The 26,214-nt window shown below is 62.3% G+C and carries 16 protein-coding genes and 1 pseudogene; 8 read left to right on the top strand and 9 right to left on the bottom strand.

Annotated features, from left to right (window positions below):
• Together Q2100_RS01755 and Q2100_RS01750 are read right to left on the bottom strand one after the other, a co-directional pair.
• A pseudogene (locus tag Q2100_RS01755) lies at positions 1-441 on the bottom strand (hypothetical protein); the annotation flags it as partial.
• A gap of 1,090 nt (positions 442-1,531) precedes the next feature.
• Complete coding sequence (locus Q2100_RS01750; RefSeq protein ID WP_302912604.1) at positions 1,532-1,828, bottom strand: hypothetical protein; 297 nt, start codon at positions 1,826-1,828, stop codon at positions 1,532-1,534.
• Between the two features lie 235 nt (positions 1,829-2,063).
• On the opposite strand from Q2100_RS01750, the gene Q2100_RS01745 reads away from it, so the two are divergent.
• Both Q2100_RS01745 and Q2100_RS01740 read left to right on the top strand, forming a co-directional pair.
• Complete coding sequence (locus Q2100_RS01745) at positions 2,064-2,345, top strand: hypothetical protein (RefSeq protein ID WP_302912603.1); 282 nt, start codon at positions 2,064-2,066, stop codon at positions 2,343-2,345.
• A gap of 312 nt (positions 2,346-2,657) precedes the next feature.
• Positions 2,658-4,577, top strand: coding sequence for an SIR2 family protein (locus Q2100_RS01740; protein ID WP_302912602.1), 1,920 nt, complete (start codon positions 2,658-2,660; stop codon positions 4,575-4,577).
• 340 nt (positions 4,578-4,917) lie between these two features.
• On the opposite strand, the gene Q2100_RS01735 is transcribed toward Q2100_RS01740, so the two are convergent.
• Complete coding sequence (locus tag Q2100_RS01735) at positions 4,918-5,100, bottom strand: hypothetical protein (RefSeq protein WP_302912601.1); 183 nt, start codon at positions 5,098-5,100, stop codon at positions 4,918-4,920.
• A gap of 426 nt (positions 5,101-5,526) precedes the next feature.
• Here Q2100_RS01735 and Q2100_RS01730 point away from each other — a divergent pair, with 426 nt between their 5' ends.
• Together Q2100_RS01730 and Q2100_RS01725 are read left to right on the top strand one after the other, a co-directional pair.
• Complete coding sequence (locus Q2100_RS01730; protein ID WP_302912600.1) at positions 5,527-6,639, top strand: hypothetical protein; 1,113 nt, start codon at positions 5,527-5,529, stop codon at positions 6,637-6,639.
• 55 nt (positions 6,640-6,694) lie between these two features.
• On the top strand, positions 6,695-7,513 hold the full coding sequence (locus Q2100_RS01725; RefSeq protein ID WP_302912599.1) for an NgoMIV family type II restriction endonuclease: 819 nt from the start codon (positions 6,695-6,697) through the stop codon (positions 7,511-7,513).
• Here Q2100_RS01725 and Q2100_RS01720 read toward each other — a convergent pair.
• Positions 7,506-8,603, bottom strand: a complete 1,098-nt coding sequence (locus Q2100_RS01720; protein WP_302912598.1) for a DNA cytosine methyltransferase — start codon at positions 8,601-8,603, stop codon at positions 7,506-7,508. The genes Q2100_RS01725 and Q2100_RS01720 overlap by 8 nt on opposite strands.
• 63 nt (positions 8,604-8,666) lie before the next feature.
• Between Q2100_RS01720 and Q2100_RS01715 the strand changes: the two genes are divergently transcribed.
• Complete coding sequence (locus tag Q2100_RS01715; RefSeq protein WP_302912597.1) at positions 8,667-9,095, top strand: very short patch repair endonuclease; 429 nt, start codon at positions 8,667-8,669, stop codon at positions 9,093-9,095.
• On the opposite strand, the gene drmB is transcribed toward Q2100_RS01715, so the two are convergent.
• Genes drmB through Q2100_RS01695 form a run of 4 tightly spaced genes read right to left on the bottom strand, consistent with a single transcriptional unit; the run spans position 9,092 to position 20,351 of the window.
• Entirely contained in the window at positions 9,092-10,876 is a 1,785-nt protein-coding gene (gene drmB / locus Q2100_RS01710) for a DrmB family protein (RefSeq protein WP_407667559.1), read from the bottom strand. The two genes, Q2100_RS01715 and drmB, sit on opposite strands and share 4 nt — an antisense overlap.
• Positions 10,822-13,950, bottom strand: coding sequence for a helicase-related protein (locus tag Q2100_RS01705; RefSeq protein ID WP_302912595.1), 3,129 nt, complete (start codon positions 13,948-13,950; stop codon positions 10,822-10,824). Before Q2100_RS01705 ends, drmB begins: the two co-directional genes overlap by 55 nt.
• Positions 13,951-13,975: 25 nt before the next feature.
• A complete protein-coding gene (locus Q2100_RS01700) occupies positions 13,976-15,718 on the bottom strand; it encodes a UvrD-helicase domain-containing protein (RefSeq protein ID WP_302912594.1) in 1,743 nt (580 codons plus the stop codon).
• The gene (locus Q2100_RS01695) at positions 15,711-20,351 is read right to left on the bottom strand and encodes a sacsin N-terminal ATP-binding-like domain-containing protein (RefSeq protein ID WP_302912593.1); all 4,641 of its coding nucleotides are present in this window, start codon (positions 20,349-20,351) and stop codon (positions 15,711-15,713) included. Before Q2100_RS01695 ends, Q2100_RS01700 begins: the two co-directional genes overlap by 8 nt.
• Positions 20,352-20,513: 162 nt before the next feature.
• Between Q2100_RS01695 and Q2100_RS01690 the strand changes: the two genes are divergently transcribed.
• From Q2100_RS01690 to Q2100_RS01680, 3 genes are read left to right on the top strand one after another with little or no spacing between them, the layout of a single operon-like run.
• Positions 20,514-21,350 (top strand): hypothetical protein, encoded by an 837-nt coding sequence (locus Q2100_RS01690; RefSeq protein ID WP_302912592.1) that lies wholly within the window; start codon positions 20,514-20,516, stop codon positions 21,348-21,350.
• Positions 21,347-22,321: a hypothetical protein gene (locus Q2100_RS01685; protein ID WP_302912591.1), complete on the top strand. Its 975-nt coding sequence runs from the start codon at positions 21,347-21,349 to the stop codon at positions 22,319-22,321. The genes Q2100_RS01690 and Q2100_RS01685 overlap by 4 nt, the downstream gene beginning before the upstream one ends.
• On the top strand, positions 22,318-23,559 hold the full coding sequence (locus tag Q2100_RS01680) for a BREX system ATP-binding domain-containing protein (protein ID WP_302912590.1): 1,242 nt from the start codon (positions 22,318-22,320) through the stop codon (positions 23,557-23,559). Before Q2100_RS01685 ends, Q2100_RS01680 begins: the two co-directional genes overlap by 4 nt.
• A 1-nt stretch (position 23,560) precedes the next feature.
• On the opposite strand, the gene Q2100_RS01675 is transcribed toward Q2100_RS01680, so the two are convergent.
• Positions 23,561-26,203 carry a hypothetical protein gene (locus Q2100_RS01675; RefSeq protein ID WP_302912589.1) on the bottom strand — a complete coding sequence of 881 codons (2,643 nt, stop codon included), beginning with the start codon at positions 26,201-26,203 and terminating at the stop codon, positions 23,561-23,563.
• Positions 26,204-26,214: the final 11 nt, after the last annotated feature.

The following is a 26,214-nucleotide window of genomic DNA, read 5'->3' as shown; positions in this document are numbered from 1 at the left end:
GATACGTCCGGTGGCTGATGTGCAGGCGCCGCCGGTGCAGCCGCAGACGGTGCCGGGGCGGTTCCTGCCTGAGGTGCCGCACCAGCCGGATCCGGTGGCGCTGCCGATCGCGGTGGTGTCGCCCGCGCCATCGGCTCCGGCGGTCAGGGTGCCTGCGAATCGCGGGCCGGATCCGGTGGTGCGTGCGCCGGTGCAGATCCCGGGTCCCGTACCGGCGCCGGGCGCACCGGTGGTGCCGGTGGTGCCGGTTCCGGGTGTGCCGATCGTGCCGTTCAACCCCTTCAACCCGTTCCCGACGATTCCGACGTGGACGACGACGTGGACGACGACGTCGGCGACGACGACGACGAGCCCGACGACGACCACGAGCCCGACCACCACGTCTCCGACGACGACTACGGAGACGACGACCGAGGCGACGACCTCTGAGGAGACGAGCACGCCGACGACGGTTCCGACGGTGCCGCCGGAGGCGGAACCTGAGCCAGAGTCGCCCCCGTCGCAGGCGCCGGCGTACTCGCCCCCGGCGGAGGAGCCGGCCTTTCACCGCCGGCCGTTGCGCCGGAGCCTGCCGCGCCCTTGGCTCCCGAGCCTGTCGCGCCGGAACCCATAGCGCCAGAATCGGTGGCTCCGGTGGAGCCGGAGCTACCGTCGAGCGGAAGTGGGGGCTCGTATGACGAGCCGACGCTGACGTTCCCGGAATCGCCGTAGCAGGGCTGACCTCACTGGTGAGCCGCAGAGCTCGGGTACTGTTAGTTCAGGTCAGTGACTCTTGGCCGACGCCGGACTGCAAAGCCCAGGGCCCGGCCATAGGTTGACTCGCAACTGTCAGGAGTTTCGACCGCAGCCTTGTCGCTGGGTGTATTCGTACTCTGCCAGGCTCTTGCTCGGCCGGTCGAACGAGCACCACCGACTCCACACCGGCGAGGAGACAATGCTGGGCCGGGAGAACGCGTCGATCCATCGCGTTCCGTCCGGATAGGTCTGGCCCATGCAGCCGCCTGGCCGGTCAAACCCGGAAAGGCCGCCTGGGCAGTAGCTGTTCGGCCCGGAGGGCATGAAAGGATCAGGCTGGGCGTACGCCACAGGCGCGAACAGTGCGCCGAGAGCGAGCACAACCGCGGGGAGCACCGTCTTGATGGTCCGCCTGTGCCGCACGCTTGCCCACCTAGCGGACGGTCTCACGTCGGGCGTGAACGTTCGGCGTCCTTTGACTTCCGATGTGCGCATAGCGATTCTCCGTTCTCGGCCTTCGGTGGTGGCTGCTTCGAGCGATGCCCCAGAAGCCTGTGCGGATGTTACTGGCTGCCGGGTATCGACACATGGCGTACCACAGAGCTTTTCAGCAGAAGATTGACATCGCAACTACGCCTTCGGGCACCGCCACGGTCGAACGGGTTTTTAGCTGCTCGGGCCGAGTGTCACGTCGCAACGATGATGACATGGGTCCCGGTGGTGGGTGGACCTTCGCTTGTGGCGATGCCGCGGAGGTGCTCGCATACCTTCGCGAGCGAGAGTTCTCGTCGAGGACTCAGGGCTGTTGATGATCGGCCCGCGCGCGGAGAAGAAGTTCGGCAAGCGACACTTCATGGACCTTCTCTCGACCTTCGTGGCCGATCTTGAGCTGCGGGTCGTAGCCGGCGTCAGGGAAATTGGATTCGTTTCGCCACTTGTCATCCCGGCCCGGCCGGGTCGCGAGCAGCGACCACTCGTCCTCGCGGGTCGAGGCTGGCTCGTGCAACACGTCGACTGGGAGCGCTTCACCATTTGGGTTGAAGAAATCCCAACTAGAGGTGACGTGAAGTGGCCGTACGGTGCAGTCACGCATCGTTCCAGGTGTGCCAGGCCAAGCGAGAGGTGCTGCTTGGTGCGATGCTTGACGTCGAGTTGTTCAAATGCGTTCCGGCGGCGATGCAGCGCCTCCGCGACGAACGCGCCACGGAGGTCAGCGACAACGGCCTTATGCGCATGCCCGCGGTGCGGGATGTGCGCGCCTGTGGATATGGGCCGGCTTGAAGGTCAACGCGACACTTCTGGTAGGACTGGGCCTTGACGCTAGCGGCGTGGAGAACCAGAGTGTCCTTCTTCCAGAAGGCATCAGCGGAGATGACGCTAAGGCTGCGGACTTTGACGCCGTTCCGCGCGTCGATGACGAAGCCATCTCGGGCCTGAAGTTCTCAGTGGCGCTGCCGTCGGACCTTGCTGTCCGGACGCTTGGCGAGCGCTGGCTGATCCGCGTGGCGCTAGAAAGATTTCACGAGCACGCATCGTGCAGTATCGCGGATTCTGACGGACACCTGGAAGAGCCGTCGACTCTCAGGCACCGGTACGGACTACACCATTAGTCCCACCATGAAAGCTTTCGTGGGCGTAATCGTGTCAAGTGACCGACAGTTCAGCTGTTGAACGCGCCTCTGCTCCCGTCAGATCGAAGTGGCTAGATCGTCGCAGCGGATCGCGATAATCTGCGGGGAGGTCTTGTGAGGGGGTAGGGGATCGTTCTGCCTTCGATACCAGTAGTGCTCATAGCTGTGGGAGCGGTCGCGAGCAGCGGCGGTCTTGCTCGGCGTCAATGACGCACTGGCGATGAAAAGGCTCAATCATCGCCGCATGAGGTCACTGCCTGTCAATGCGAGCTTTGGAAGGGGTTGCTTTCGATGCCAGAAGACTTCGAGCAAGCAGTCATTGAATGGGCACATACGTACAACGCGTATCAAAGAATCGCTGCTTCGCCCGAGCTACTGTCGGACCAGATTCGAGAACTCACGGCGGTTTTCGGGCGTGAGGGTGTGATACCCGAGTGGGCAGGCGTCGACCTGCTGCGTGGATGGGCCTTCTACATCGTGCGCGCGCACCGACATGGCGGAGCCTACGATCCGCTCTTTGTCGAGTATCCCGAGATGGTGGGTATACTCGATGCGATTCGTCGACACCCTGCTGCCAGTCAAGGCGATCTTCCACCTTCACCTGGCGCCACCGAAGGACAACGGGCCGAGTCAGATGATGAGGGGCGGGGATCAGGTGGACACCTGTTCATCATTAACGGAGACCTCACCAGAATTGCTTGCGACGCAATTCTCATCCCGACCGATTCCAGTTTTCGAATCGAGCCGTACTGGCGAGCGGTGGTCACGCATGATGCTCTCCCGCTGAACTGGGAATTACGGCCGCTGATTGAATTGCCCGCCAAATTCCGTGTCGACACCGCCGATAGCGACAAGATCGCCGTGTGGCTCGGCAACATAGGACAATTTGGCAATAAATCTGGCTTTGAGACCTTTGAAGCGACGATTCGTGAGTTCATCATTACCGCCAAGAGCGCCTGCGATACCGACCGGCCAAGTCGGTTGTATAAGTGGCCGAAACCACGACTTGCGCTACCCGTCATCGGTTCCAAAAAGGGAGGTGGTCACCAGCGGCGAGGCGATCTCCTGAAGGGCCTTGTCCGCACTCTGCACGTGCTTGCAGGCGAACACGACGTTGACATAGTTCTGGTCACCGCTAGCGGCAAAGCCTATGCAGCAGCGCAGCGAGCGCGGACGGAATCGCTAAGAGGTGCCGATCTCACTCGATACTGGGGCTTCGGCAATGACGCCCTGGTCGGCAGAGCAAGAAGTCTGGCTGAGAGCGCTATTCAACGCCACCTTGTGCTCTTTCTGGGGTCCGGCGTTAGTGCTGGTGCCGGGTTGCCCACGTGGGCCCAGTTGCTAGACGACCTCGCCGCCGTGGCCGGATTAGGTAAGGACGCGCGAAGGCGTCTCCAAGAAAAGGACGCCCGCGATTACGCGACGTTGATCGAGCGGCGCATGGCTGAGCGACAGCTAAAATTCCGCGACCAGATTGCTACCGAGCTCAAGGCCCAGTGCTACTCGTTGCAGCATGGGCTGTTGGCCTCCTTACCTAGCAACGAGGCGGTGACGACTAACTTCGACACTCTCTTCGAAGTGGCCGCGCAAACGGGCAAGCGCAAGTTAGCGGTGTTGCCGGACGACCCGCGTGACAGTGGCGGGCGGTGGCTGCTGAAGATGCATGGCAGCATCGACGATCCTCAAAGGATTGTGATGACGAGGTCCGATTTCCTCGATATGCCTCGTCAATATGGTGCGCTACTCGGACTTGTGCAGGGTCTTCTGCTGATGCGACACATGGTGTTTGTGGGTTACTCGCTTAAAGACGAGGACTTCCAGGAGTTGATCTATGAGGTACGCGCGGCGCGCGGTGGAACCGCGGGGAGGGGAACTGTCCTCACACTATTCCGTGACGAACTCGACGAAGAGCTATGGAGCCACGACATGGAAGTCGTTTCCATGGTGGACAACTGGAGCGGTGACAAGCCTGTCGTCGAGTACGCGGCCCGCCAACTGGAGATGTTCCTTGACCTCGTCGGCTACTTATCCACGACCTGTTCAGCGTTCTTCTTGGATGAAACTTATAAGGAGTTGGTCGGCGGCCGAGGAGAGGAGTCGCTTCGTCAGACTCTGCGGGAACTGGTAGCTTCAACCGCGGACGCTGAACTAGGTAGCGTGGGGTACGAAGTCAGGGCATTCCTTGCCACGTTAGGCGCGCTTCACTCGTGAGTATCGTCTGCCCGGGCGCGCCGAATGGCCCAATCCATGCGTCACTCATGATGCTTCCCCGAATACCATCCGCGGTGCCCCGAGATGATCGCCACCCCGGCTGACACCATTGATCGGGACTGCCCCCAGGTTGGTTGACTCCTGAGGAAACTTCACTGGAGCCCCTTCTTGGATCGACATCGCTAAGTGGACGACAACGCGACCGCGTGAAACTTCAGCGACTAATGTCGGTTCCGGTTGACCGATCTCAGCTGCCGGAGGGGTAATGCCAAGGGTGTATTCCAAAGCGCGAAACAACGACCCCGCGGTTCCTTTCAATTCCAGAGAGAAGCACTTCAAGTCAGGTCGAGGTTTCGCTGTAGACATCCGAGTCCGCGACTACAACGGCGCCGCGGCGCAACGGTACGCAGACGGCGTGATCATCGACTTCTACGAGTCTGAAGTTGATGCTCGTCGAGTCGCTCACGACGTGAATGAGGGACGACGCTATGCGCCAGGTCATCATCTGCACGGTCGTGCTCACAGCGCCATCGTCATACCTGCATGGAACATGCCTGAGGACCCAAGCGAAGGGTATCCATGGGAGACGAAACAAGGTAGTGCAGAGATGGCCAAAATCTATCGGGACGCGGGCGAACCCATACCGCAGTGGCTGTCGATCATCCTCACGCGGATGGGCGACGCACGCGGTCACAGGGGCCTGCGGCCGACTACATCTGATGACCCTGCAGCCGTCGGGAAGGACCAAAGGAGCGAGTCAATTTCGTGGTCTCGAGGGACCGGTGCACATGCGTCTCATTCGCTGGAAAGTACCGCGACGCGCATAGCGCTACTCGACGATGACCTACTCGAGTTGGTGAAGTCCGCCGTAAGGGCCGGGGAAACAATCCAAACCCTTGGGTGGTCGCGCCCGAATCGCATCGCGTCGACAGGACGGGAGGGAGTCTGGGTGGAGACCAACAGCTCAGACCAGAAGGACGGACAGCCACAGCTCGTTCCAGCCTGGATGATTGCTGTTGCGTGGGACCACCTCAAGCGAAACGGACGTGTGTCGCAGCAAGACCTCGTAAAGACGATGCGCATCACAAGGTCAGCGTTTGTGTGCGCCCTGATCGCCCGCTTTCCGGATGTGATCGTAGAGAGCAGTCCACGAATTGGCCTGCGTCTGGAACCAGCTTCAGATGAACAACCTGAGCAGGCCGCGCTTCTAACGGCGAATTCGCGTGCGGTAACTCCCGGGTGGGAGCAGCTCCGAAGAGAGTCGACGATCTCCCCCGTTCTTGCGGACACCGGCTCGGGTGCAGATAGCGGATTGCCGCCGCGCGCCCAGATCGCTTCTCAGTCATCTCCACGCGGCATTGACCTCGACGAAACGCGTTCGGGGCCTCCGACTTACTCTCAGCGGTTGAACCACTTGTTCGAGACCAATCATCCGGCCGAACGCGGTCCCTACACTTCCGGTGAGGTTGCACAAGCGCTCCAGGCCGACGGTATTCCGGTGCATGAGGCATCGGTGACAGCCTTGAGGGCCGACGCCGGCGTATCGCCTTCTCGCAAGATCACGGAGGCGCTTGCCTACTTCTTCAACGTCGAAGCCCAATACCTATGGGAAGCCGCTGAGGAGGACGCCGCTCGATCCGCTCGGACGCAAGCATCACCCAGCAAGGACGAAGACGGTCGGGAGGATCGTTCTGTGAACGCCAGCGTCGTGCGGCGTAAGCCGCCCGGCACGACGGACGAGCCCTCGGCCACGCAGACGCCGGTATCGAAGATCAAATTTACCGCTACGGACCTTCTGCGACTAATCGGTGGCCTGAGCGCAGCGGCGAGATACGCCGGCGAGGGCGTCTATGCTGATCGTCGATTACTCCGACGCTTATTCGTCCAAATCGCCGAGGCTGCGAGTTACTTACAGGAATCGCTGACCGACGATGTGCCGGTACCGGTCCGATTTCTCGAGCACGTCATCGTTGATTGGGATGAGACTTCGCCGTCGGACAACGGCACAGAGCGGGACTATCGATGGCTTGCGGAATTGCTGAATCGTCACCTGGACTCCTGATGCTCCGAGCGCGTGTACGTGCAAACGGCTCAACCACAACCAGTACGTTGAAGCGGTGGCCGATGCCCCCGCCTGGATCGAACAACTGCTCGGATGGAAGCCCGCTACACAGAAGAGCCAAAAAGGCTGCGAGGCGCTCTTCGGTGCGGCTGTAGCTCCGAATCTTGCGGATATGAGTAGCCGCGCGAGCATGCACCTCGCCGGCTACGCCTACGAGACCCTCGATATACCCCAGAGTCGCGTCCGCACTCAAAATCTAGATGACGACTCCGCGGCCAGCGGGACCGCGTTGGAGCGGGCGATCGAAAACGATCTGAAGCAGGAACTTCAAGCGCGAGATCCGGACCGGACGTGGCTCGTCACCCGCACCGGGACTGTCGCCGATTACGCGCAGTACACCCACCTGAACGAGCTGCAGGCGCTCCTTGACCAGAGCCCGGCACTCCGCTCCACATTCGCCGGCGATTACCAAGTGAAGACCGACGTCTATGTCGGCGTGGAGAACTCCGCCGTCAGCGGCGTTGAACCGTACCTGCATGCGGCCATCTCCAGTAAGTGGACGATTCGATCGGACCGAGTGCAGAACGTTCGCCACGAGTTCGGCATGCTCGTGAAGAACCGTCGTGGGCGGGCGCCGCATCTCGTACTCGTCACCGGTGAGCCGTTGCCCTCGCGTCTCCTGTCCATCGCCCGAGGGACCGGCGAGATCGACGCGGTATATCACCTGATGTACGACGAACTCGACATGGCGGTTTCGGTCCTGTGCGGCGACGGCGGGCTCTACCCTGACCAGCGCGGTGCGTGGGTGGAAATGGCCAAGCAGAAGAGGTTGAAGCCTTACTCGAGCCTCGTGGACGACCTACTGCTCAGCTGAGCGCACCGCGGATGTGCTGAGCTACAGCTGACGCGAGACCGACGGGCACAGCATTACCGATCTGCTTCGCGATCTCGACCTTCGACCCGCACCAGGAGAAGGTCTCCGGGAAGTCCTGCAGCTGCGCCGCTTCGAGGTGGGTGATGACTCGATTGACGCGTTTCGCCGGCCTGCGAGCGTCCCACTGCGGGTGGAGGTACTTGCCCTTCTCGGGCTTAAAGAACTCCGTCCGGATGGTGACCGACGGCTCATCCCAACGCATGCGGCCCATCACGTCGGTGGTTCCCGTCGGCTTGTTGCGCCAGCAGTCCGGGAGGAGCTCGTCGGGAAGGTCGAATCGACCGCCGCCGGGAGGAATGCAGTCGTAGCGCTGAAGGGAAAGCTCGCGCGGATTGCGACCAAAATGAAGATCCAGCCACTTGAACTCGCCGGGAACCGTCTGGCCGAAAAAAGTGGTCATTGCTTCCGGCAGTGACGTGGTCGACGGCTGTTCCGGCAACTCGCTAATCCTGTCGCGCACCGTCGCCCATGGCTTCAAGCCGCCTGTCGGCACCTTAGCGTGGGTGCGAGGCGGAGGGTCGATCCTGCCGACGCGCGACCCGATCACGATCGCCCGGGGCCTGCGCTGCGCCACGCCGTAGTCCGCCGCCAACAGCACGGCGTGCGAGAGCTCGTAGCCGCTCAGCATTCCGCCGTCGGCCTCGTCGAGCAGTAGCTGGAACTCCGCGCTGCGTCGGAATCGGTCGACATTCTCGATCACGAACACCTTCGGGTTGGCGCGCTCGACGACCTGGAGATAGCGCTTCCACATCTTGTTGCGCGGATCGTCGACGTCCTTGCTGCCGAGGTTGGAGAAACCCTGGCACGGGGGTCCGCCGATGACGACGTCAGCTTCAGGTATGTCGCCCTTGAGCGCGTCGTCGATGTCACCCCAGAAGGTGTGTTTTTCGCCGAAATTAGCTGCATAGGTCGCCGCCGCATGAAGGTTCCACTCCACGGACAGCACCGGGTCGAAGCCATGCGGCTTGAAGCCCGCGGTCATGCCGCCGCACCCTGCGAACAGGTCGATCATCTTCAGGCGCTTCGCCACGGCATCATGCTATGCACCCCCACCGACAACCACGGATCGGCACGCCGTTTCTACGCTGAACCAGTGACCGAGTCATGGGCCTCATCGGCAGGCGTGCGGGCAAGCATGCAATCCAACAAGGGCAGGGACACCAAGCCCGAGCTGGCTCTGCGCTCGGCGGTACATGCGCTGGGCTTGCGTTACCGCGTCGACGCCAGGCCCCTCACGGGTCTCCGGCGCACCGCTGACCTGGTCTTTCCGCGCCTCAAGGTGGCGGTGTTCCTCGACGGGTGTTTCTGGCACGGTTGTCCTGAACACCACACCGTCGCCGCCACCAACGCGACGTTCTGGGCCGACAAGGTGAAGAGCAACGCGGCCAGGGACCGCGACACAGACCGCCGACTCGGGGAGGCCGGCTGGGCGGTCGTGCGGGTATGGGAGCACGAAGATCCCGCGGAGGCCGCCCACCGCGTCCAGGTCGTCGTGTCGGCACGACGAGCAGGCGAAAGCTAGCCCATCCAGTCCTGCAGGAGTCCGTTCAATCGACCAGGAATGCCGATGACACCCGCCCGGTCGAGCAGCAGGTTCATCTCCTCGCAGCTCGTCTCTGGAAGTAAAGCGCAGCAGTGACAGGCCGCCCAATTCAGAGCGTCCGTACCGCCCGGGTCGGACTCGATGCATAAGGGATCGGAAGAACACCAACTCGCTGAGGCGAGCGCGCTGCGGAGCGACGGCTCCAGTCGGTCGGGGTTGGCCTGGCTGATCAAACCACCGAGCGAACCTGCGGAATCGCTCGTCGCCGTGTAGATCAGCAGTGCGGCGTGCTCGTCGTTGACGTAGAGACGCTCGCGCAGCGACGCCGCGGGGTAGCCGCATTCAAGCGACCACTGATTGATCAGCAGATGTGCCAAGGTGTGCGTCAACAGCAGGCGCGCGGAAATTCGCGTCGACAGTGTCGAGGACTTGCCCTGCTCGCGGCTCCGCGCGTTCTCCCGAAGCACCTCGGCTCTATCCTGGACCGTCTTCTGGCTCTCCCAAACAGCGAGCCGTTCGGGCGACAGTTCGAGGAAGACGCCTTCGCCGACGACCTCGATCGCGGGCAGCCAGTCCAGATCCTCTCTTGCGAGCGGTGACAGCCGCTCGTCGAGGTCGGCAGGCTCCGGCTCGCGAACCCGCGTGAAAGACGAGAGCACGCGGACCTCGCGCAAGCGCTTGACCACCATGACCGATTGGAAGACATCCGCGACAGCCGGTGTCACGGACACTGCCGGGACGCACACGAAGTCTTGCTTCGCGGAACGCTGGGGCTTCCCACGCGTGAGCGCCACGTACTCCTGGTCCTTGATCACATCGGCGTCGAGGTCCGTGTTGGGGTCCTCAGCGGCCCGGCGCTCGCGCACCGCCTCAACCAGTTCGTCGATCGTGTAACCACTCGCCTCATCGAGCTTCATTCCGGTGAGGACACTGGGCAACGCTTCGTCAGGGATGTGGCGCACGGCTTCCCAGTAGCGATTCAACGCTTTGAACGCTTCTTCGGACCATGGCGGGATGGATATCGCCGATTCCACGATGGAGAACCAGACGTTGGAGGCGCCGCGCTGGAGGACTCGCGGTGCGCGGGAGCAACCGTCCGGGTCACGCCTTCCGAGCCACGGTTGATTGGCAGAACACCACGTGACGTCCTTGAGTGCGTTCCTCCTGAACGCACCCTCCATGGAGCGGCTCCGCCCGCAAGAGCAGTTGATCACGATGTCCCGCAGGGACGCCGTCATGCCGAGCGTCTTGACCTTCAGGCGATGGGTGCCTTCCCTGGCCCCGTCCCGGCCATGCACCCAGGCCTTGTACGGGAAGTCATCGATGTGTCCGCCCTCGCACACCATGACGAAGCGTGACGGTACGAGCTGCGCGGAGCAGTCAGCACACTCGCTCTTCTCGGGCGTCGCCGCCAGGTACCGGTGTGCGTCGAGTTCACCGCAGTCCGGGCACGAGTACCACCGAGGGAAGCGCGTCACCGGGATGTCGTCCTTCTTCTCGTCGCCCGATGCAGCGGGCAGGACGAAGTGGCGGACACGGCGGAGCCGTTCGAGCCGAGGCTCGTGAATCCACAGATCTTGGTCGGTTGCATCCCAATGGTCGAGACCGGAGATCATGAACGATTCGTCCTCGATCGCGATCACCGCCCCAACCCCATAGGTGGTGACAAGTTGGCTGCGGCGGGTCTCTCCCAGAGTCCTCGCCATTACGTCCTCGCCAGGTAAAGGTTCGACGTGCGGTCGACGTCGCGGAGGCTCCACAGCGTCGGCATCACGTCAGGAAGATTTTCAGTGTCCTCGGCCGCTTCGATCAACAACGCATGTTCTGGATGCTCGCGGTTGGCGTACACGAGGTTCTTGTCATCGCCGGCGCGTCGCTCCCAGGAGTCGATGAACTGGTCGAGTTCAGCGCGAGCGGGTTCAACCTCCGTTCGGTCGATCTTCTCGATTCGATCGAGGATGAGGTCGCGCATGTGTTCCACCTCCGGCCTCTTCACGGCGATGTTGACGGCGTCACGGTTGTCGTGAAGGGCGTCGACGGTGTGTCGCGCGAGCGCGACAAGCACCGCGTGGAGCCCGCGGTCGCGGGCACGAGGACTGAACGGAGTCACGCTCGTCGACTCCACCTCGCGGTAGAGCGCCGAGTGGTAGGGGACGAAGCTCTCGTAGTGAGAGCGGTCCCGTGAGCGTGCTGCGTTGTAGAGCGTGACGACGAGGCCGGGATGCTGACGGCCGACACGGCTGGTCGACTGGATGTACTCCGAAGTGGATTGTGGTTGGCCCATCACCGCCATTAAGCCGAGTCGATCGATGTCGACGCCGACGGAGATCATATTGGTGGCAAGGATGACGCTTAGCGCGTCTTGGTCCGGATAGGTCGTCCGCATCCGCTTCAGGTAACCCGGGATGTCGACTGAACTTGCACGGCTGGTCAGTTCGATCGGATCGTTGATGAACCGCCGTGAATTCTCGTCGACTGCAAGCAGATCGATGCGCTCCTCGACGTCGTCCTGGACTTGCATGCGTGCGCCCGCGAGCACACGCAGGCTGTTGAAGTACCCGACGAGCGTCCAGTAGGGGTCCTTATCGGCGGCTTCCCCCTCGATCTCCTCGGCGTACTGGAGTAACGCCGCATACACCCGAACGAGCAGCGTCGTCTGACTCTTGCCGGGTGACATGACACCGAGATAGCGGCGGTTGCCCTTCTTCGCCGGATCGGCTTCGACCGCGAAATATGAGTCACGGGAATCGATTCCGGGTGGTGGGAATTGCATCACCGGACGATCGAATAGGGCGTTGCACTGCGCCTCCGCCCGCCTGATCGTGGCCGTGGACGCTATGACCTTCGGCCTGAAGCCCTCTCGGCCCGCAAGGTGGTCGACCACGGTCTCGTACAAGCCGGTCAGCGTCCCCAGCGGCCCGGAGATGAGGTGGAGCTCGTCCTGGATGATCAGGTCGATGCCGGACTGATTCGGACGGTCGCGATTGAACAGCGCATTCGCCTTAGCGCGCCATGGCAGACCCGCGAACTTATCGACCGTACCGATCACCAGCGTCGGATGATGGTCGTAGACATCCTCATCGACCAGGTACGCGGGTAAGTGCTTGGCGAACTCGCAGTCGTCGTTCTCACAGTTGATGTTGAGCCGCGCGGGGCTCTTGCCGACCCAGTACTTGTGCGCGTCCAGCTTCGTTCCGCACCACGGACAGCTCCGGAACTGGACGGGGTTACCCTCCTTCGGAATAGCGGTCGGTGATTGCCGCAACTTCTTTAACGCCTCGTCGGCGGCCTTCCGTGTGAGCGGTGTCGCACTGCGCCCGACGTAGAGTCCGATCGAGATCTCTTCACCGCCGAGGTCGTTGCGGTCGCGGCGAATGGATTCGCAGCAGCAGATTAGCAAGGTGGCGCGTTCGAACTGCTGGATCGTGAGGAGGCGAAGCGTGTAACGCATCAGTGCCGTGACGCCGGCGCCGCGTCCGGTCAGTCGACGAAGAAAGACTGTGAACCCGATGAGACCTAGGTAGGCCTCGGTCTTGCCGCCGCCCGTCGGGAACCACAGGAGGTCCGTCGTGTTGCGGTCGTCGTCGCTAGCATCTGCGATGCCTTTCAGGCACAACAGGACGAAGGACAACTGGAAGGGACGCCATCGGGCCGCGATGTCGTCGGGACGAAGTTCCGGCCTTCCATTCAATATTCGTTCGCTTCGAATGCGCTGCTCGATCATGGCCGCATTGGTCAAGCGGAAGGCTTGAAAGGCGTCACTCGACTTTTCGAGAAGGTCGATCCCCCCGTCAATGCGGTGAGCCGCTTCGGCGCAACGTTTCACATGCCGGCGGGCGGCTTCTCGGCGCTTACCTGACAGCGTGTGTGCCTCTTCGTCGGTCGAGGCGATCCACTCGCGGTACCCGACGGCGAGTTCGCGGAGTCCTGCAATCACTTCATCGCGACCCGCCGATGCGAGCATTCGCATGTCGAGGGCGGGAATGTCGATGGCCGGGTTCGAGTCCGCCAGCGGGAGATCGTAGCTCGGCGTGAAAGTAGTCGCGAGACGCTCAGCAGACCTCTTCTCGTTCGTCCGCCAGGCCACCGAGCAACCATGTCCCACTGCAATGTTGGGTACGTGGCTGAACAGGAGCTCGTTGGACAGGACCTCCTCATCGTCATGTCCGACCGTCGGGGTACTGATGCGTTCGACGAACACCGCCCCCCCGGTTATCGATTCGACGATCAACTCGGGTTGGAAAAGTGCGTCGCCATCACGTTCACCGAAGGCATTCGCGGGCTTTCGATCGTTGATCAGCACCACGGTGACTGCCGTGGTGCCGGACGAGTCGGCCGAGCGAACGCGAATGAACAGTTTTAAATCACCGGGCAGATCTCGACGCTCGCCATGCTCTGGCGTGGTGACATCGATCGTCTCCGACTCGATCACCATGGGTGTGCGCTTCCAGCGGGGTTCTGTCTCGCCCTTCTCCAGGGGCAGTGGCGCATAGCGAGCGCCTCGAATGTGGACACGTATCGTGCTGCACGCGGCGGCATCGACCGCAAAGCTCAGGCCCATCGAGCCGGGGTTTCGGACGTTCGCCATCGCGACGGCTGGATCGGGGTTGACGACCTCGTCGTATCCGTCGTTCTCGTCGACGTCCTGAGCGGCGTCGGCGGTGCCCGCACTGCGCCACCCGCCACCGGCTGGGTAGAGAACCCCGGCCACGTAGCGTGTGATCGGCGGATCGGCGATGACCTCATCGGGTCCGCCCGCAGGACCGACGAGGTCGTCGATCATCGCCTGTGAGAGGGCATCGCGGAATGCGTACTTGCCCTTGAGGTCCGTCATCTCAGTCTCCGACCATCAAACATCATCACCATGTACCTACACCCTGTATCCGACAAGTCGGCACCAATTGAGTCTTGAGGTCGAGCAGGTCGGCTACCGACGCGGGGAGCGCCGTCGTGGCGATGCTTTCGACCCGGCACCCTTCGATCCGTGTCGGCGGCGCCTTGAGATCGAGCCGATGTGCGACGACTTCACCGAACTGCTCCGTCGTCGCCGCCACCCACTGCCCATTGTGGAGGACGTCATAGCGCGGACCGGACGGATCGTCGCTACGACGGTCAAGCACGACGGAGTCTCCCTTATGGACGAAAGTCCAGAGGTAGTCACACACGTCCGTGGGCGGCTCTGGTGGGGAGATGGCGCCCGCCGGGTGAAAAGTGAAGGCGTCCGAGCCGGACACCTCTACACCCGTGGTGTACCGGTGCTTGCCGGCAAACTGCACGCGGCGCCAACGCTGCGCCCTTTTCGAGAAGTTCCATCGTCCGTCGTCGACCCGCTTCAGCGTCATCAGATCGTGTCGGGCGCGGGTGAGGCCGACGTAGAGGACCCGTGCTTCTTGCAGCCAGTCGTCATCCGCGGCGATGTCGAAGGGAACCAATAGCACTGTGTCGAACTCGAGGCCCTTGGCGCGGTGAATACTGGAGACGACGACCCCGCCCGTCCCGCTGTCGATCAGCTCGTCGGGCGGCGTTCGCGTGGCAAGGTGTTCGGCGACCTGGCCGAGGTGGAGCACTCCCTTGCGTGGACGGGCGGCACGTGACAAAGCCGCCCACGTGACCGCGGGAGTGCACGGCAGGAGTGTCGATGCTGCTTCGAGGTCTGGAAGTGTCAGGCGCGTGGCCCCTGATGTGTGCTGCAGTCGACTGAGCCACGACCCGATCACTGGGTCGTCGGCGCGGCGACGCAGTTGATGCTCGACGCCCGCGGCCGCTAGCACGTCTGAGATCGCGAGCGCCTCACTGTTGCGGCGAGTCAGAATGGCCGTGTCGGCGGCACCGCTCAACATCCACGCGGCGTCGGTGATAGCCCCTGCGGCTGCGAGCCCACGCGTTAGAGTGTCGAATCGCCTGATGACGTCGTCTCGCTCTGCCGGAATGTCGCGAATCAATTCTCCGACTGCTGCGACTGAAAGGAGCTGAGGGTCGCCGGTTCGAAAATTGGTCGTCAGGTGCATCGCCTGGACGGTGCCGTCGTACGCCGCCGCCACGCGATCGACGAAAGACCGGCTGTCCGGCGACTCGTTTTCGAAGTCGTAGATGGCCTGAGCCTGATCGGCGAAAACGGTGAAACCGCAGTCTGTGATCTCAAGGAGCTTAAGCACGAAATCGGCTCGGACGCCGGTGAGGTCTTGCGACTCGTCGACGAGGACGTGACGCGTCTCGGTGAGCTCGTCGATCGTCTGGTTGCCGAGTAGCTCGGTGGCGAGTTCGATCCGTCGGTCGTACTCGATTCCCTCGAGCGACGCGTGGCCGTAGGTGTCGAGGAGTCGCGTGGCGAAGGAATCGAAGGTCGCGCTACGCACACGGGACCCGAGCGTCGACAGGGCTCCGACGCGTCGTCGCAACACGCCGACTGCCGCACGAGAGAAACTTAGCGACAACACCTCTTGACCGGCGATGTCGGAGCCGTCCCCGATAAGATGCTCGATGCGCGATACGAGGGTGTACGTCTTGCCGGTTCCTGGTCCTGCGGTGACGATGACCTTGGCATCCAACGGGCCTACTGCGACGGAGCGTTGATCATCGGTGAGTGTCGGGATGTCAGGCACTCGTCTGTTCGTTCCACAGAAACTCGAAGTCGGTGAAAGCGAGCTTGCCGCCGTACATTCGAACATTGTCCTCGACGTCCACGATCAAGCACTCTTCAGTGCCGCCGTTGGCGGGGCCGCGCAATCCACGACCGATCATCTGCAAGTAGAGGTTCGGGCTGTACGTGGGTCGCCCGACATAGACGGCACGCACTTCGGGTGCGTCGAAACCTGTTGTGAGCGTGCCGTAGTTGGTGAGAACACGTACCTCCCGGTCCTTGAACTTCTGTACGTAGAGGCGCCGCACGCCCGATCGGGTCTCGGCCGTGATCGCCGCCGCCGATATCCCCTCGAGGGCTAGAAGTGCGGCGAGGGTCTGAGCGTTTTCGACGGATGCGGCGAAAACCAGGATCTGCCAGTCGTCGGGTTGGGCCTTGATGTGGTCCACCAGGCCGCTGTTTCGGGCGGCGTTCATGCCGAGTTCCGCTTCGACGGATCGGGGGAGGCGCTGAAAGTTCTCCAACTCGGCCATCTGGTCGGCGTTGAGATCAATGTCGACACCGTCTATACGTGCGTGCTCGGCTCGCGCGAGAATTCGCCGCTCCTGCAGTAGAGATATCAGCTGTTCGGTGTCATCTTCGGGAAAAAGGCCGGTATCCAACCGTTCTCGACCATAACGACTCGCAAGGATCTTGGTCAGTTCCTCGTTCGCGCCAATGAACGGTGTGGCGGTGAGCCCGACGAGAGGGCATCGGTCATCACCGCGGGCTTCCAGCCCGAGCCATCTCAGCAGTTTTGTGGTCGTGGGCGTCGTCGCGCCGCGATGCGCCTCGTCGATCACCACGACGGCGGCCTGCGAGAGCCACTCGTATCGCTCTTGCTCGATGACGGAGGTGGCGAGCTTCTGGATGGTCGCGACCACGACGTGGGGCTGGCCGACGACCGGTTCTGCGCTGTTGGCGTCCCAGAGCCGACCGATCGTCAGCTTCTTTGGTGGGCCGATGGCCCGCCAGACTTCAGCCCATGCCTGTACCGCCTGCTCGCACAACTCCTCGCTCTGCGCTATCCACAGCACCGGGCCATCGATCTCGCCGTCGCGGAAGTGCTCCACAAGACTCTGGACCGCGACTCTGGTCTTGCCTGCTCCTGTCGGGAGTGACAGCATCGCCCTCTTCGTCTTCTCCCGGCTGCGCAGCACATCACGGAATCGCTGGCTGACCGTGAATTGAAAGTCGTGCAAGGGCTTTAGATCGATGGGGCCGTATGCTTCATGAACCTGTTCGAGGCGCTCCTCCGGGAAGCCGGCGTATTCGCGCGGAAAGCCGAGATTGCGCACGAATTCTTGGGCGGCCCTTCCGCCGGCCCACTGGATGGGCGGATCGAGGCCTCGAAGCTCGAGCACGTCCTTCGCCTCGCGCAGGATGTCCACCCCGTGCACCGCGAGGGCCATCTCCGCGACCGTCCGGTCGTCAGCGGGACGCCCCTGCTCCTCTACCGCGTCGATCAATGAGGCGGGCACGAAGCGACGGAGCCGTTCGCCACCGATACAGGCGAGGATTCGGCTGACATGGTCGGGCTGTTCACGAATGCTCTCGACCAGCTTGCGCTGTGCTTCGTCCTTCTTGTTTTGAAGCAACGCGGCGATCTGTTGGTCCGAAAGGGCCACGCCGAATTGGCTGGTCGCCCAGCGCAGGAGCTCGGGGTCGTCGTTAGTCGGGTCGGCGGGATCTTTGGCAAGCCAGTAGATGTGGGTGTCGCTTGCAGCTCTGTCGATGGTTTGGGAGGTCTGCCCCGCGGCGGCCCGGACGGTTCGGCTCAGTTCGCTGCAGCGCAGTAAGGTCACCGCGCGGTGGGCCGCCATCGCTGGTAGAACGCGCAGAGCGGGAAATTCCTCGATCAGTGGGACCTCTGGGGCGCACAGCTGGAAGTTGATCTCGGTGGTGATGAGATCGCCCTCGCGGCGCAGGTGCCATCGGTCGACGAGCTGATCGGCGTCGGCCTGCGTAGAAACGAGAACGATCGGAGTGTCGATGTTTCGGAGCTGCTGATAGAGGTCCGGGTTGGCGATCGGAGTGATCTCGCCGACCGGCCGATTGTCATGCATCGCACCGACGCGGCAGCGGAGTGTCGACGGTGCCGGGAGGATCGACGCCACCGCCGAGGAGAATCGGCCGATGACGTCGTCGTCTGTCTCGGCAGAGAGCAGTTCGAGTCCCTTCTGCAGGATTTGAGGTCGGCAGTCGGCGATCTCATCGGGCAGCGACAGTGCTTTGGTCGACTCCGCGGAGAGCCTGCTGACCGGCAGGATGCGCTCGAAGCGGGAAAGGGTCGCCGCGACTGCCGCCCATACGGGCTGCAGCCCCTGGGTCGTCGTGATGACACCTGCTTCCTTGGCCAGCCAGACGGCAGGTGCCGGGGCCATGACAGATTCCGCGCGGCCCGCCAATTGCCTCCAAGCCCAGAAGTGCTGATCAGGATGAAGGCGCAATATCTCCGAAGTCAGCCTGGCACGTGCGTCCTCGTTGAGGTGGGGGAGGAGCTCAATGTGGCTTGGGATCGCGGTGTGGTCTGAGACGAGTTCGGTGTCGACGCGGACGATCGCCCCGGTTGCGCGCATCCGGTCACGGACGAAGTCGAGGTAACTTGCGTACCAGCCGGTGGGCCCGCTGTCGAAGTCGGAACGATCGGGCCGGGGCAGGTCGGTAGCCCCGAGCTCTCGTAAGAGTTCGAGGGCAGAGGAGTGCCACTGTTCGTCGAGGGTGTACTCCGGGTCTGCTCCGCCGGCGTCGACGATGGGGCCGGCGAGCAGGACGGCGTTCAGTGGCTGAAAGTCGCCCGCGAGTGTGCGGACGTGCACGTCGCCGGGAAGGTATGTGCGGAGCAGGACCGCTTTGGCTTGATCGGCGGGCATGTCGGTGATGCGGGTCCAGACCGTGGGCCAGAATTGCGGGTCGTCCGATCGGGTCGCGATATACGCCGCCAGTTCGGCGGACCGGTCGACGTCGGCGATGCCGAAGGTTTCACGGAGAACTCGCTCGGCGAAGGATCCGTCGACGAGTCGTTCGTCGACCTGGGCGGTGTCGGAGATGTCCGGCTGTCCGCCAATGAAGAGGCGGTTGCGGTCAGGGGCGACCAATTCGCCGGACGCAGTGAGCACGATGCGAGCCGCTTTGACCTCTTCGAAGTCGAACGGTGAAATTTGACTCTTCAGCATCTCGGCCACACGGAGGGCGCCGGCCGAGGCCTCGGCGGTTCCTGTGCTCACGAGTGCCTCGAGCCATTCGGTGTACGTCGCGACAGGGGGAGTTTGTTCGCCGTCTGCGTTAAGCGCCGCTTCGAGAAGGCGCTCGACACGAGGGCGCCGCTCCCGGGTATCGGCGGACGCATGAACCCATCGGTGGGGACGGAAGTCGAAGGAACACCACTCGGCGAGTGCGTCGGCGGGCACCCGCTCGGGGTGGAGTCGGAGGCTGCTGGGCAGTGCCAGGTGTCCACGCTGGTCCGGCAGGGACTCACGTCTGGCTGCTAGCTCGTACACGCGCTCAGTGATGCGGCGGTCGGCCCAGCCGCGGGCCTCTCGGCCTCGGGCGGGCATGCGGTCGATGTGTTTGCCGGGGTCGGCCGCCGAGGAGACGTTGTGGAGGTTGTCGACGACCAGTTCCGCGGCGACGTCCAGCAGGTATTCGTTGAACGGCCCGACCAGAAGATTCTCGCGGTCCGGATTCGTCTTCCAGGGGGCGTTCAAGATCCCCGAAAGTGTTGTTTCGAAGGTCGTCGGGAAGAACGCCCAGAACTTCCCGATGACTGATGGCCCCGAGGTGGGAACGGCCCAGTCGATCGGAAGTCTGTCTCGTTCAGCTCGGGCGCCCGCGTCCTTGCGGGCTTCGGGTGTCGGCTCGACGACCTTGCGGAACACTCGCCAGACCTGGTCGTCGTCACCCTCGACGAGTCGGACCTCCTCGCCGCCGCGTTGAACATGAATAGAGCGCTTCTTACCGGCGACCCGATCGTCGAGGATCAGCTCGCTGACGTGGCGAGTGAAGAGGAGAAACTGCGCGGGGAAGCCTGCCAGGTCGTCGGCCAGCCACGAGGTGTCACGATCAACGTCCCGCTTGAGCCGGACGACGGTGATCGCCCACGTCATCAACCTCGCCAACTCGACGTCTCGTTCGGCTTCCGCCGCGGCATCGAGCGGCTCGCCGAGTCGCAGGATCGGCAGTGGAAGTTTGTCGGCGTTGGACATACCGCGCCCGATTTGGTCCCGCGAGTAGGACTCGCTGAACCGCAGGCTGACGGGCCGTGAAAAGAACTCGGGTTCGTTCGTCACCGCGAGGACAGATTTGAAGCCCAACCCGAAGCGGCCGATCTCGTCGCCTCTCTTGCGGGACATATTGGAGCCGAGGAGAGCTTCGAGGCCCGATTGGTCGATCGGGTCGCCCTCATTCGCGCAGTAGAGATGCGTGTCGGTGAGAACCACCTCGATGCGGCCCCCGGCGCGGTGCACCATGGCGTCGGCACCGTTCTGGACGAGCTCGTAGACCTGGCGGTGTCCGTAGCCGCCCTCGGCGATGCCCTCTTCGATGTGGGCGTGCTCTTCGAGCCACTCGGGCTTGGCCGAGTAGGACTGCAGGCTGCGATTGTTCGAGTCGACCAAGTACTGGGCGAGCCTAGAATCGGCCCCCTCCCACCCGCTTAACCCCACACTCACGCCCCTCAACCCGACACATTTGTCAGTCCCAGCCGGCATCGTATAGAAAACGGCAGCAACTATCACTCGCTCTCGGCTGTCCGATTTGAACTGGGGAGATGATCAGCGTTGGATGAAACCGGCTTGTTTGACGCACCGTCAGGCGGAACGCCGTCGGCAACCGGTGGCAAGACGGTAGAGCAACGCATGGATGAGTTTGCTGAGCTCGCGAAGGCCGCAAGCCAGTCCGCGATGAAGATCCGGACCGGACTGAACACACTCGCCGGAAACGCCCAGTCAGGCAGCGTTTCTGCTGCTTCCGCCCAGCTTGCTCGCACTAAGGAAGCCGTCTCGACGCTCGCGGCGTCAGTGGAACAACTGATCCTCGTCGAAGAGTCAGTCAGTTTGCGTGGTTCGCACGGGGAGGAATCGAAGTTCGCTGGCGAGCTGCAGGCTGCCCTGGAAAAGAAGGGTGTCGCTGTCACTAAAGGGCCCGAACCCTATTGGCTCGCATATCCGGCTTGGTTCAAGATCGAGCGAACGTCCAAGGGGTCGTTGGAGGTGATCTTGAACGGTGACAAGCTCGATACCACTCGGCCCTCGGCCGTCGCGGACGCGGTGGCCGAAGCCGTGAAGGAAAAATTCGACGCGAAGCAGTTCTCCAAGCTGTTGATCGCCGTGCGTGATCTTCTGCGACGCGCGGGCGGCGCCAATAGATCGCTCAACCTCGACGACGTCTACGACGTGCTAGCCCTTCAACCCGGACAGCGAGCCGCCCGCCGTAAGGACTTCACAAAGGCTGCGTTCTACTACTCGGTGCACCGGCTGGCAGAGGAGCTGGAACAAACGATGAATGCACCACTGCGCTTCCCTCCTGCGAATCGGCCCGACATGGTCTTCTTCTCGAAGGAGGCCGAGAGCCGCAAGTATCTGGTCGTCGAATTCCCGACAGCAGGTAGTTCATGATCGCGCTTCATCCGGACGACTGGACCTCTGTCATCGGAGCCGACCTGCCCGAATTCTTGGGAGCCGGTGGAGCGTTGGTCAGATTCATCGTCGGCGACTCAGCGGCGGACATCGGCCATGCGCGTCGCGCTTTGGTCGATCTGGCCGATTCATCTCGACTTCACTTCTTCGACGTCGACGGCAGCAGGACGCGTCTGCAGTACCCGAACGACATCCTCAGATCGATCGCAGAGCAGATCGACTTTCGTCAGGTGATGACGTCGTTTCTCCATCAGGCCGTCATCGATGAGGGCTACGAGGTGCCACCTGGGTCCCAACAGTTCTCGATGCAAAGCATCGCGGCGATGAACGATGTAGTGCCGCGGAACATTCGAGAGATCATCAACGCCCGAATTCGATCTGGGATCATGCGAGACCGCAGACTCGTACGTGACGTCCGATATGCGTTGTGGGCTATAGCTGGAGACGTCCTCAATGGAAGGCTGGTCGGCGACGAGGGAGGCGTGCCGGAACGTTGGCTTCGCAGCCAGATCACCAGTGTGCGAGAGCTGCGGGACTTCGGGATAGTGCAGAAGGTCACTCGCTACAACGCCAGGGGCCTGATCCGGTCAATTCTGACGTGGTTGCCGACGTCAGGCTGGAACGGTTCGATCGTCTTCGTCAACGCACTCCAAGTCGCTCACGCGAAGAACTTGCGTGACGGCAAGGTGTACTACACCCGTGCGGCGCTGTCAGACGTCTACGAAGTGATGCGGGAATTCATCGACGAGACTGACGACATGAGCGGCGTGCTGCTGGTTTTCGCAATGCCCCGCGACTTCCTCTCGATCGACCCGAGGGGGCGAGGCATGGGCATATATCAGGCACTGCAATTCCGCGTCAGCAGCTTCCCGGAGACGACCATGCCGAACCCCCTCTCAAACATGGTGTTACTGAGCAACTCAGGGCAACGAAGGGTCTTCTCGGCGTGATAGGGCAGACCATCTCAGAGCGTCGTGCGATTGAGGCATTGCGGGCGGGTGTGCCGAACGGTGATGCGGTCAGAGCGCTAGGAAGCGGGCAATCGCAGATCATCGACGCCTTCGACAAGAAGCTGAAGAACGCCGCCGAGATACAAGCCTTTGATTCGACAGGTTTCGTCATCTCCGGCACGTTCGGTTCGGGGAAGTCGCACTTAGTGGAGGAGCTCCACCAGCGAGCCTTGGCATCGAACTTCGTTTCAAGCAAGGTCGCCATCAGCAAGGAGACACCGCTTCATCTTCCGGCGAGGGTGGTGCAGGCGGTTGTCGGTGCGATGCAAGCGAAGGACAAGCCCGAAGGGCTGCTACTCGACATGTTGTTGAGCTATAAGTCCGACCGTCCGGCTGCCCGCGATCTCCAGAAGTGGTGCGGTAGCTCGAAGTCCCAGGTGTCGGTAACGTTTGGATCTTTGCTCGACCTGCGAGACAAAGGCATTGAAGACCTCGAGGTCGTAGATCTCGTCTTGCGCTACTTCTCTTGTGAGAACGTACCGATCTCCAGCATTAAGCGTCGCATGGTGGAGTTCGATGTGAGGTCGCCCGTCGAGGTAGTTCTCGCTATCGACAGGCCCTGGCAGACTCTTCGTTTCCTCTCGCGATTCTGTCAGGTCAACGGGTACCGCGGATGGGCGATCTTCCTCGACGAGACTGAGCTCATCTCGAAGTACGGCCCAATCTCCCGCGCGCGGGCGTACGAGCAACTTGGGCGGTGGCTCGGTCTGCGCGCGGACCATCGGGTCTCTGGAACGGCAGTCGTCGCGACAGTCATCGACGATTTCGCTCACGCGGTACTTGGAATTCAGGGGGACCGCTGGCAGGTGCCTGAGCTCTTGGCTCGGGGTCGTAAGGCGTCGGACATCCCTGGCGTACCATTCGCCACCGATGCGATCGCCGCGATCGACAACGCATTGCATCTGGCACCCATGGACGTCGCTCAACTTCGTAAGGCGCATGACGTTCTGCGTGAAGCACACGGACGGGCGTATGGATGGGACGCGCCTAAACTGGACGTCCAGTTCCGGAGTTCAAACCCCATGCGGCTCTACGTCCGTCGCTGGATCAACGAATGGGACCTACGGCGACTCTACGGTCGTAAGTCGAGCTTCAATTTTGAGGACGAGAAGTTGACGGTCAACCTGGCCGAGGATGACGACTATGCCGTGCCGACGTGGGAAGAGTCCACGGACTGAGTCAGTTCGATTCAAGAAGGGCGGTCAATCGGGGGAGCATCGACTCTCGGGAATGCGACACATAGCCAACGGCTGTCCAATCCTTCACGATCCGTGCGAGCAACGGCCGGCTGATCACCCTACTGTCTGAGGGGCGCGCGATCAGCGTGCCCACTTCGGTGATAGCGAGTGCCAATCTCGCGGCACGATCGATGTCAGCGGGATTTCTCGCCAGGCACTCCGAGGCCGCTGCTGACAAACCGATGACGATGCGCCCGAGCTCCTCGACCGTGATCGGGATGATCTGCTTGCAAGTCGTTTCGAAGTGCGGCCGTTCCGTGTGCCGGTCCACTGGACGCGTGGAAGGTGTGGTCGTTCGGTCTGGCTCCTCTCGACGAGGCGCTTCGTCATGCGATACCTGCTTGTCGGAAGAGGAGTCGCGACTGAAGAAGTAGTCAAGGTCGACGTTGAAGAAGTAGGCTAAGGCCCCGAGAACCATGGTGTTGGGACTGTTCGTAGCTCCCGAACGAATACGATCGATCGATTCCTTAGAAACCGTCAATCCGTCTTCCTGGAGCGCGGCAGCGACATCTGCGGACGTCACAGGACCACTCTCGCCCTGCGGATAGTCGTCGAAGAGCTCATTGAGACGGCCGGCGAGTGATGTCGGCCCGTCGGAGGTGGTGCCCCTGACAATGGTCGATATCGTCTCCTCGGGTGCCCGATGCCTGCCGCCTTCTGGCCTCGGAATCGGTGGAGCCACGGCCGTATCCGCGGTGTCCATCCGCTCAAGGCCCTCAGAATCTTCCTCCCTCGACTCCAAGGATCTGAGCCACTCTTCCGCCTCCTCGGCCGATGACTCCTCACCGTCAGGATTCGTGAGGTACAAGTGCTCCGGGTTGCAACACCGTCTATTGCCACAGTTCTTCCAAACTTGAAACGAGCTGCTGGGTAACAGTTTCGAAGCGAATCCGTTGGCAACCATCCACGCCCATCGGTGAGGAGCGATCTTGGGCAACTCTTCTTCGGGGCGGTCGTCGCCCAGCGCGCGACAAGGAACTGACGCCGTCTTGGGGATCACCCAGCACCCACTGGAGTCGATCGTGCAATACGCCGCTATCGATTCGAGACTGTCCTTCAGCGGAAGGCGACTGGAGGTGTCGGCGACGACGGTCGATTCGAATGTTCGTTTGACCGGAGGTGGTAAGACGTCTACCTGCGACGAGTACATGGTGGAGTCGCGAACCGGAGGTGTTGGCTCGTCTGGCGCACGGTTGCGCCCACCTTGGCGAAGCGAGTCCATTCTTTCCATAAGCATGGCGACGTCGCGGGGTGTCAACGACTCGCCGAGCACATTCGCTGCGCGAAGATGTTGCGGATTGCAGCAGGTCTCACCGTCGCAGGTTCTGCGAATCTTGATGAGGTCAACCGGAAGCGCCCGAGAAGTAAGGCCGTGGTCGACCATCCACGACCACCGGTGCAGTGCCATATCCATGGTCTTATTGACGTCGCCCGAGCTTCTTCGGGTGCGGCAGAGGACTGCTTCGTTCGATGGAGCCAGCCAACAGCCGTTGGGACGGATGGCGCAGGCTGAGGCGATGTCCTCCATGTCGTCGAGGAAGGCGCGATCCGACCGTGTGGCGTGAGTCGCCGCCGGCCGAGTATCGGCTGCCGGAGGTGCGAGCTTGGCGATCCCGGTCGGAGTCGGGTCGTCAGCGGCTCTGGTAGGTGATGGAGCGGACGTCTCCGAGAGCCGGCCATCGTCGAAATAGGACGGCGCTACGCCGAAGGCTCTCGCTATGGCATCGACGGTTTGCCTCGACGGCGCCTGACCAACCCCGGAACGCAATTGGGAAACCGTGCTGACGGACATGGCGACACCGGCGTGCCGGACCTTCGCGGCGATCTCGCCCGAGGAGTACGGCTGACCGTTCGACCCACGGATCTTGCCGAACAGGTAATTGAGTCGCGACGCAAAGGCCGGAGTCGTAAGGCCGCCGGTCGCAACCGAGGTGGAGACGGAACCCCCTGTGGCGGCAGCGCTGGTGTCCAAAGGCCGAGCCGCGCTCACTCGGTTTGTTGTGGACCGTAATGGCTCGAATAGATGCCGCTCGAGATCCTCTCGGCTTTCAGAGGGAAGTCGATTCAATCGAAGGATGTCATCAATCCACATGTCCCGGACCAAGCGGGTCAGCCGTGATTCGTGCTTGGCGAGCCCGTCCGCGACTCCCAGACGCAGGCGGATGGCATTGTTGTGCCGCTGTAGCTCAGACCGCGTCACCTTGTCATGCAGGAATGAGTCGGCATAGAGAAAGGTGAGGCTCTTCGCCTGCCCCGGCAGCCGCTGTAGGCGGGGAAGTGGCTGCTGCGCGAGGCACAGCATGATCTCGTCGACGGCGCGTTGATACAGAGCCGGCGCAATCTGGGCCGCATTGCTTAGCGACATGTCCTCGTTGCTGCCGACCAATGAGCGAAGTGCCTCGACCGACTGAAGGATGCGCGACGCGGATTGAGTCGATTGTCGAAGGGGAGCCCCTTCGAAGGGCCGCGTCTGTCGCCAGTACAACGCCACGACGCGCTTGGCGAGCTCGGCTATTGGGACGTCAAGCTCGGCCAGCGGTCGTGGCGGCCTGTTCGTCGCAGCAAAGTCGATCAACGCAGCCATAGTCGCCAGCT

The organism is Mycolicibacterium arseniciresistens (genome assembly GCF_030519285.1).
In the GTDB taxonomy this organism is placed as follows: Bacteria; Actinomycetota; Actinomycetes; order Mycobacteriales; family Mycobacteriaceae; genus Mycobacterium; species Mycobacterium arseniciresistens.
The sequence above is the reverse complement of the archived record's forward strand: the minus strand, read 5'-3'. Positions and strand labels throughout refer to the sequence as shown.